The following is an 8767-nucleotide window of genomic DNA, read 5'->3' on the forward strand; positions in this document are numbered from 1 at the left end:
CGCCGCCGGGGCGAGGGTGCGGTGGGGCCGGTGGCTGTGGGGGTCGCGGGCCGGGGGGGGGCCGCCGCGGTGGCGCGCCCCGGGCGGGCCCCCGCGGCTCCGCCGGGGGCCCCGTCCGCATGCGATCGCGCCGGATCAGCCGATGGGCCGCAGCACTCCGCGTCGGGGCATCGCCCGCCCTCAGGACTCCGGGTTCGGTCCCGCGTCCAGCCACGGAGGGCCGAGCGGCACGATACGCCGGCCGATCGTGCGCCAGTAGAACTTCTCGACGAGCATGTACGCGGCCAGCGCCGAGGCGGCGATGAGCACGATCGAGCCGACGATCGCGAGACCGCCCGCATCGGTGAAGGCGGCCATCGCCTGGAATCCGAGCCCGAACGAGACGCAAAGCAGCGTGATGGGCAGCACGGTGTTGTGCGCGGCTCCTGCCGGCACGAACAGCAGCGCCAGGATCGCGAACACCAGCGAGAACAGCCCGCGCGCCGACGCCGTCACCTCGAAGAACCCGAGCTCCTCGCCCAGGAGGAAGCCGGGCACCACGATCCAGTACCAGCCGAACGCGTTGTACACGATGAAGTGGAAGTTGTCGCCGGCGAAGTACGACAGCATCCCTGCGGTCACCTGGACGACGCCGCCGAAGGCGGCCCCGATCCAGAACACCGGCGCGTCGTCCTGCAGGCCCAGGTGCGCGAGCTGGGCGATCACGGTGGCGATCACGAAGCCGAGCAGCCCGATGAGTCCGGGGTCGGCGACGCGGAGCCCGCCGGTGCGGGGCACGCGGATCGCGTCGGTGATGGCGATGTTGGTGGTGCCGTCGGTCATGCGAAGCCCTTCCCGTACGCCGTGCCCGGCCGCGTCGATCCCGCCCGTCGTTCCCGCCCAGTATGCCGAGGAGGGGCCCACCGTGCGAGCAGTCGCGGCACGTCCGCGAGTGCGAAGAGACCGGGGCGGCGGCATCCATCGTTCACCGTCCGGTCACCGCGCGACAGCAGGACGTGGCACGCTGGCGTCATGGCCCAGAGCGACACCGGAACCATCCCGCACCCCGTGACCGAAGAGCTGCGCGCCACCATGGCCGCAGCGGGCATCACGCACGACGCAGACCTCATCGCCCGCATCCTCGCGACGGGGATCGGGCTGGGCCTCGACGACACCGATCGCCTGGATCTCAAGATCACCTCGGCGGCCCTCAGCGAGATGCGCGCCGCGTTCCGGCTGTTCGCGCCGTACCGCGGCATCCCCAAGGTCACCATCTTCGGTTCGGCGCGCGCGCGGTCGGAGGACGAGCTGTACCGGCAGGCGTCCGAGGCGGCGGCCAAGATCGCGGAGCGGGGGTGGATGGTGGTCACGGGGGCCGGCCCCGGCATCATGGAGGCGGCGGCCGAGGGCGCTGGTCCAGACCATTCGCTCGGGGTCTCGATCCGGCTGCCCTTCGAAGAGAAGCCGAACGCGATCGTCGGCGGGAACGCCCGCAACGTCGCCATGAAGTACTTCTTCACGCGCAAGCTCATGCTGGTCAAGGAGTCCGCCGGTTTCGTGTGCGTCCCGGGCGGGTTCGGCACGCTCGATGAGATGTTCGAGCTGCTGACGCTGCAGCAGACCGGCAAGGCCGACCCCACGCCCATCGTGCTGCTGGATGCTCCCGGCGGAACGTTCTGGGCCGGTCTGCAGCGGTTCGTCGACGACCACCTGCTGCCGTCGGGGGTCATCTCGCCCGGCGACTTCGATCGCGTCCTGGTCACCGACTCGGTGGAGGCAGCGGTCGACGAGATCACCGGGTTCTACCGCAACTACCATTCGCTCCGATGGGTCGGAAAGCGCCTCGTGCTGCGGTTGAAGGCCGAGCCCACCGATGCCGAGGTCGACGAGCTCAACGAGCGTTTCGCGGGCCTGGCCGCCGAAGGGCGGATCGAACATCGCGGAGCGCTCACGGTCGAGCGCGAGGACGAGGACGAGGTCGATCTGCCGCGACTGGTGCTGCGGCTCAACCAGTTCCGCGTGGGGGAGCTGTACCGCCTCATCCGGGCCGTGAACGCCCTGGAGTCCGCCGCGCGGGCATGAACGAGAGAGCGGATGCCGGGCCGCTCGCCGTCCGTCAGAGCCGGCGATAGCGCGCCGACAGGCCGAGGAACACGCCGTAGGCGATCAGTCCGACGCCGATGGCGCCGCAGAGGAGCGGGCCGAGCGGCAGCGCGATGAGTCCGTCGAGAGCGGCATCCAGGCCGCCGGCATCGCGGGGTTCGACCTTGACCGCGGCGACGACGAGGAGCACGCCGACGGCCAGCAGGGCGACGCCCTTGGCGACGTACCCGAAGACCGCGATCCCTGTCACGACGCCGCCGGCCGCCCCGGAGGGCAGTGAGAGCAGCCGGACGAACGTGCGCCTGATGCCGATCACCGCGAACCCGATGCCGCCGGCCCCGAGCGCCGCACCGACCACCGCGAGCACGATCGGGCCGCCGGGGATGACCAGCACGCCATGGCTCGCATCCTGCACGCTGCCGTCGGGGTTCGGGCGCGCGCCGACAGCGACCGCGGCGGCGAAGACGCCGAGGGCGAGGAACACGGCGGCCTTGCCCCACTCGATCAGTCGCGCACCCCATTTGCGTGGCCGGGAGCCGCTGCGCACGAGGACGCCGTCGAGGAACTGCCACACGCCGAGGGCGGCGAGGGTCGACGCGGCGAGCCAGAGCATGACGGATCCGAGCGGAGCCCCGGCGATGGCGAACAGTGCGCCGGACTGGTCCGTCCGCCCGTCGCCGCCGAACGCGACGACGATCGCGAGCACGCCGATCAGCACGTGCACGACGCCGTCGGCGACATATCCGGCGCGCGCGAGCACCTCGAACACCGGGTTCGCCTCGGCGCGGTGCGCGGCGCGGCGCACCTCGGTGTGCGAGGAGGGGGCCCCGGGCGACATGTCACGAGGCTACGAGGCGCGGGTCCAGAGGCGCGCGGGGTTGCGCCCAAGTGCGGGACGTGCTTCGGATGACAGCCGTCTCATCGAGTCGTCTTCTGACGTTCACCTGCCGTTCGCGCCGTCGTCGTGTGCGAGCACGAGCATCGCCGCGTGAGCATCGTCGAAGGAACCCGCCGTCCCTTGCCCATGGCCGACCACGTGAGCGGCAAGCGGCTCGCCGCCACCTGCCAGTACAAGTGCGCGAACGCCTGCCTCGGCCCCGAGTGCAACCCGTCGCACAACGAGACCTTCCAGCAGGTCGCGTCGGCCGCACTGTCGCGCCGTGCGCTGCTCGGCCTCGGCGCCGCGGGCGCCGTCGCGCTCGCCGTGGGCGCCGCGCGCGGCGGGTCCCCCGTGTCGGGCCCCGGGTCGGCGGGTGCGGGCGGTGCCGGTGTCGCGTTCGCCCGGCCGGCGCACGGCAGTCTGCCGTTCGACCCGATCGCGCCGGTCAACAGATACGTCGACGACCTCGTGGTGCCCTCGGGCTACACCTGGCAGCCCATCATCCGCTGGGGCGACCCGTTGTTCTCGAACGCGCCCGTCTTCGACGTGGCCGGGCAGTCGCCCGCCGCCCAGGCCCTCCAGTTCGGGTACAACAGCGACTACCTCGACATCGTCGCCGACCCGAGCGGCAAGACGGGCGTCCTGATCAACAACCACGAGTACTGCAACCCCGGCATCATGTTCCCTCCCTCGTCCGACCCGGCCGAGCTGCAGCGCCGCGGTGACATCTTCAAGGCCGCGCAGGGCATGTCCGTGGTCGAGATCACCCGCACGCGCACCGGTGCGCCGTGGTCCTACGTCGTCGACGGCAGGCGCAACCGTCGCATCACCGTCGAGACCGTCTTCGAGCTGACCGGTCCCGCAGCCGGCAGCGACCTCGTCAAGACCGCCGCCGACCCCGAGGGCCGCTGGGTGCGGGGCACGCTGGGCAACTGCTCGGGCGGCACCACTCCGTGGGGCACCATCCTGTCGGGCGAGGAGAACTTCAACGGCTACTTCGCCTGGGCCGCCGACACCGCCGCACAGAAGCGCTACCAGTCCACCGCGTCGACCTCGACCGAGACGGGATGGGAGAAGTACGACGCCCGCTTCGACGCCCACAACACCGACTTCGTCAATGAGCCGAACCGGTTCGGCTACATCGTCGAGATCGACCCGCAGGACCCCGCCTCCACGCCGCGCAAGCACACCGCCATGGGTCGGTTCAAGCACGAGGGCGCGAACGTGATCGTCGGCGAGGACGGCCGGGTCGTCGCGTACATGGGCGATGACGAGCGCAACGACTACCTGTACAAGTTCGTGTCGAAGAACCGCATGTCGGGTTCGCGGAAGAAGAACCTCTCCCTGCTGAGCGAGGGCGACCTGTATGTCGCGAAGTTCACGGGCAACTCTCCGGCCGGCGAGATCCGGGGCACGGGTGCCCTGCCGAGCGACGGGCTGTTCGACGGGTCCGGCACGTGGATCCCGCTCACGCAGAACGGGCGATCGGCGGTCCCCGGGTTCACGACCGAGGAGGTGCTCGTGCACACCCGGCTCGCGGCGGACGCCGTCGGCGCCACCAAGATGGACCGGCCCGAGGATGTGCAGCCGAGCCCCCGGACGGGCAGGATCTACGTCGCGCTGACCAACAACTCGGCGCGGTCGGCCGCAACCGTCGACGAGGCCAATCCGGTGACGGGCAACCGCTACGGGCACGTGCTCGAGCTCACCGAGACCGCCGGGCAGTCGGGCAGGACGTTCGGCTGGAGCATCCTGCTGCTCTGCGGCGATCCGAGGGTCTTCGAGAACTCCTACTTCGCCGGCTTCCCGAAGGAGCTCGTGTCGCCGATCTCCTGCCCCGACAACGTCGCGTTCGACTCGGCGGGCAACCTGTGGATCTCGACCGACGGGGCGCCGAGCACCATCGGATACAACGACGGCCTCTTCCTCGTGCCGCTGGAGGGCGCTGAGCGGGGGCACGTGCAGCAGTTCCTGGCCGTCCCTCGTGAGGCCGAGACGTGCGGCCCGGTGATCCACGACCAGGAGGGCCTGGTGTTCGTCGCGGTCCAGCACCCCGGCGAGGGCGGCACGTACGCGGCGCCGACGTCGCTGTTCCCGGACTACGGGTCCTCGGCACCGGGAGACGCGGCGTCCGCTCCCCGGCCGGCGGTGGTGCAGGTCTTCCGCACCTGATCGCAGGCGCGGGACGGGAGTCCCGCGGGACGGGCGGGCGGCCCGCTCGTCCCGGCCGCCGTCGCCCGCGCCTAGCATGGATCAGATGATCGGTGAGGGCGCGCCCCGGCCCACGACCGGCTGGAGCATCGTGCCGCGCCTGGTGCGCGGAGCCTCGCCGGTCGTGCTCGCGGTCGTGGGCGCACTCTCCCTGCTCGTCGGCCTGCTGATCGTCACGCGGCCGCTGACCTCGCTGCTCGTGCTGACGATCTACGTCGGCATCAGCGCGATCCTGTCGGGGCTCGCCCGCCTGCTCGCTGCTCCAGAGAAGCCGCTGTGGTCGCGTGTGACCTTCGGCAGTCTGTGGATCGCGCTCGGCGTCGCCGTCCTCGTCGGCCTGGGACGTACGCTCCAGCTGCTGCCTCAGCTGATCGCGGTGCTGCTGGTGCTTGGCGGCCTCGCATCGCTGTACGACGCGCTCGCGCGCGGCCGGCTGAGCCAGCGGGTGCTCGCGGCCGTGTGGGGCGCCGCGCAGATCGCCTTCGGTGTGCTGTCGTACGCGTGGCCCGACGTGACCGTGCTGCTGGTCGCCCTCGTCTTCGGTGTGCGCACCATCGTGTTCGGCGCCACCCTCCTCGTGCGCGCGGTGCGGGCCTTCGTCGAGGGCCGTCGCTCGGTGCCCGCCACCGCGCAGCCTGCGCCCGGGGCGGAGCTCGGCGACGGCGACGACGCAGACGGGGACGCGCCGCGTTCGGCGGCATCCTCCGACGTCCCCACGGCCCCGCAGAGCCGTGCCCGCGCCGCCTGGCTGGCGGCGGGACGCTACGCGCTGTCGGTGGTGCTCATCGCGCTCGCCGCCGGGGGATGGTGGGCCAACGCGTGGCTCCAGGACGGCGCGCAGGTCGTCGACGCGTTCTACGATCCGCCGGCGGTCGTGCCGTACGACCACGGCAGGCTGATCCGGTCGGACGAGTTCACCGGGCAGAAGCCGGCGAACGCAGACGTCTCGCGCATCCTGTACACCACCCGCGACGCCAACGGCCAGCCGGCGGTTGCGAGCGGGCTCGTCATCGTGCCGCACGACCCGCCGCCCGGACCGCGCCCCGTCGTCATCTGGAACCACGGCACGACCGGCGTCGCCCGTGGCTGCGCGCCGAGCCTGCGCGACGCGTCGGCGACGAAGTGGGCCATCCCGGGCCTCGACCGGGCCCTCGCCAAGGGCTGGGTCGTCGTCGCCTCGGACTACTCGGGCCAGGGCGCGCCGGGCGACTTCCCGTATCTCATCGGTCGCGGCGAGGCGCGGTCCTCGCTCGACGCGGTCATCGCCGCTCGCGAGCTCGAGGGGCTGACCCTCTCGGCGCACACCGTCGTATGGGGCCACTCGCAGGGCGGGCACGCGGCGCTGTGGACCACCCAGATCGCCCCGGAGTACGCGCCCAGCCTCGACATCCGCGGCACCGCGGTGCTCGCGCCGGCCGCGGAGCCGGTGAAGCTCGCGCGGGAGCTCGTGACGGGGGACGCGAACGCCCTGCTGTCGATCCTCATCTCGTGGGTGCTCGTGCCGTACGCCGACACATATGGCGACGTGCACCTCGGCGACTACGTCGCACCGGGGGCCGAGTCGATCGTGCGCGAGATGACGCAGCGCTGCCCGACCGAGCCGGGCGTGATCGTGTCGGTCGCCGCCGCACTGGGCGTCTCGGAGGACCGCCCGCTGTACGTGGGCGACCTCACGACGGGCGCCCTCGGCAAGCGGCTCGAAGACAACACGCCGGACGGACCGTGGGGCACGCCCATCCTCGTCGCGTGGGGGAGCGCGGACGAGGTCATCCCGCCGCACCTGCAGCGCGAGTTCGTCGCCTCCCTGTGCGCGCAGGGGGAGCAGGTCCGCACTCTCGAGTACGCCGGCTACGACCACCTCGGCACCCTTCTGCCCGGATCGCATTTCATCCCGGTGCTGATCTCGTGGACCGATGCGAGGTTCCGCCACGCCGACACCCACGTGGACGACTGCGGCGGGTGACCGCGACCCGTCCCCGGCGGCGTCGGGCCGCGTCAGGCGACTCACAGAGCGGTCGGTCGTGGCATCCGGTAACGTTGTAGGGTTCCGGCGCGCGCAGGCGCTCCGGTGAGAGCTGAATACGGAGGCTGTTGTGGACATCGATCTCGGACTTCTGCGGACCGTCGAGCGCGAGAAGGAGATCCCCTTCGACGAACTCGTGCACATCATCGAACAGGCGATCCTGACCGCCTACGCCAAGCACACCTCGCCCACCGGCGAGCTGCCCGAGGGCGCCCGTGCCGAGCTCGACCGCAAGACCGGTCACGTCGCGGTGTTCATCCCGCTGCTGGACGAAGAGGGTCTCGTCGTCGGCGAAGAGGAGTCGACCCCCGAGGACTTCGGCCGCATCGCCGCGTTCGCCGCGAAGCAGGTCATCAGCCAGCGTCTGCGCGACATCGCCGACGACGCGGTGCTGGGCGAGTTCCGCGGCAAGGAGGGCGACATCGTCGCCGGCATCGTGCAGCAGGGCCCGAACCCGCGCATGGTGCACGTCGACCTCGGCTCCGTCGAGGCGATCCTGCCTCCCGAGGAGCAGGTGCCCGGTGAGGACTACGCCCACGGCGCGCGACTCCGCGTGTACGTGACCTCGGTGGCCAAGGGTACCAAGGGTCCGCAGATCACCGTCTCGCGCACGCACCCGGGTCTCGTCCGCAAGCTGTTCGCGCTCGAGGTGCCCGAGATCCCCGCGGGTCTGGTCGAGATCGTCTCGCTCGCGCGCGAGGCGGGCCACCGCACGAAGATCGCCGTCAAGGCCAACGACCCGTCGATCAACGCCAAGGGGGCGTGCATCGGCGAACTCGGCCGCCGCGTGCGCGCGGTCACCGAGGAGCTCGGCGGCGAGAAGATCGACATCGTCGACTACGACCCCGAGCTCGCGAAGTTCGTCGCCAACGCGCTGTCGCCGGCGAAGGTGACGTCGAGTTTCATCCTGGATGCCTCGAACAAGGCCGTCCGCGCGCTCGTCCCCGACTACCAGCTGTCGCTCGCGATCGGCAAGGAAGGGCAGAACGCGCGCCTGGCCGCCAAGCTCACGGGCGCCAAGATCGACATCCAGCCCGACTCGATCCTCGAGGACAGCTGAGCCCCGCGGCGCTGGCTCCCAGTCGCTCGGGGTAAGATGGGTCCTGTACGAACGTGCGTCGGATGCCGCACGCGTGCTCCACGGTCCGCCCTCCTCAGGGTGGTCTCCATCGATTCCGCTCTCGTCGTCGACGAGCGCGCGTCGATGCCCGGAAGAGGCGCGTGGGTGCACGAGACGCCCGAATGCGTGGATGCCGCCATCCGGCGCCGCGCCTTCGTACGGGCATTGCGTGTGTCAGGCCCGCTTGACACGCAGACCATCGAAGAGCACATCCAGCGAAAAGGCTGAACGGCTATGGAAACAAAGTGAACGGCTCGAAATGAGACCCGTCCGCCGATAACGGTCTGCCCTGTCTGGGCAGACCCCAGACAGGAGAATTTGTGGCTGCCAAACCACGCGTGCACGAGATCGCTTCCGAGCTCGGCGTCGACAGCAAGGTCGCGCTCGAGAAGCTGAAGGAGCTCGGCGAATACGTCAAGAGCCCCTCGTCCACCATCGAACCCCCCGTGGC

8 protein-coding genes are annotated in these 8767 nt (G+C 71.1%); 6 read left to right on the forward strand and 2 right to left on the reverse strand.

All coding sequences use genetic code 11. The annotated features are described in order from the left end of the window. Positions 1-180 precede the first annotated feature (180 nt). The gene (locus tag ACTHNQ_RS09390) at positions 181-822 is read right to left on the reverse strand and encodes an acetate uptake transporter family protein (protein WP_440333104.1); all 642 of its coding nucleotides are present in this window, start codon (positions 820-822) and stop codon (positions 181-183) included. A 189-nt stretch (positions 823-1011) separates the two neighbouring features. Between ACTHNQ_RS09390 and ACTHNQ_RS09395 the strand changes: the two genes are divergently transcribed. Continuing rightward, on the forward strand, positions 1012-2061 hold the full coding sequence (locus tag ACTHNQ_RS09395; protein WP_440333106.1) for a TIGR00730 family Rossman fold protein: 1050 nt from the start codon (positions 1012-1014) through the stop codon (positions 2059-2061). 34 nt (positions 2062-2095) lie between these two features. Here the strand turns inward: ACTHNQ_RS09395 and ACTHNQ_RS09400 are convergent, their stop codons facing one another. Beyond that, positions 2096-2920, reverse strand: coding sequence for a DUF1206 domain-containing protein (locus ACTHNQ_RS09400; protein WP_440333108.1), 825 nt, complete (start codon positions 2918-2920; stop codon positions 2096-2098). Positions 2921-3106: 186 nt separating this feature from the next. Here ACTHNQ_RS09400 and ACTHNQ_RS09405 point away from each other — a divergent pair, with 186 nt between their 5' ends. The 5 genes from ACTHNQ_RS09405 to ACTHNQ_RS09425 form a co-directional block, all read left to right on the forward strand. Then, entirely contained in the window at positions 3107-5134 is a 2028-nt protein-coding gene (locus ACTHNQ_RS09405; protein ID WP_440333115.1) for a PhoX family protein, read from the forward strand. Positions 5135-5219: 85 nt separating this feature from the next. After that, the gene (locus tag ACTHNQ_RS09410) at positions 5220-7136 is read left to right on the forward strand and encodes an alpha/beta fold hydrolase (protein ID WP_440333110.1); all 1917 of its coding nucleotides are present in this window, start codon (positions 5220-5222) and stop codon (positions 7134-7136) included. A gap of 130 nt (positions 7137-7266) precedes the next feature. Beyond that, entirely contained in the window at positions 7267-8256 is a 990-nt protein-coding gene (nusA, locus tag ACTHNQ_RS09415; protein WP_440333112.1) for a transcription termination factor NusA, read from the forward strand. Between the two features lie 36 nt (positions 8257-8292). Beyond that, entirely contained in the window at positions 8293-8544 is a 252-nt protein-coding gene (locus tag ACTHNQ_RS09420; protein ID WP_440333113.1) for a YlxR family protein, read from the forward strand. 92 nt (positions 8545-8636) lie between these two features. Further along, positions 8637-8767 (forward strand): translation initiation factor IF-2 N-terminal domain-containing protein (locus ACTHNQ_RS09425; RefSeq protein WP_440333117.1); only part of this gene is annotated, 131 nt, incomplete at its 3' end.

Source organism: Microbacterium sp., from assembly GCF_051953575.1.
Classification (GTDB): domain Bacteria; phylum Actinomycetota; class Actinomycetes; order Actinomycetales; family Microbacteriaceae; genus Microbacterium.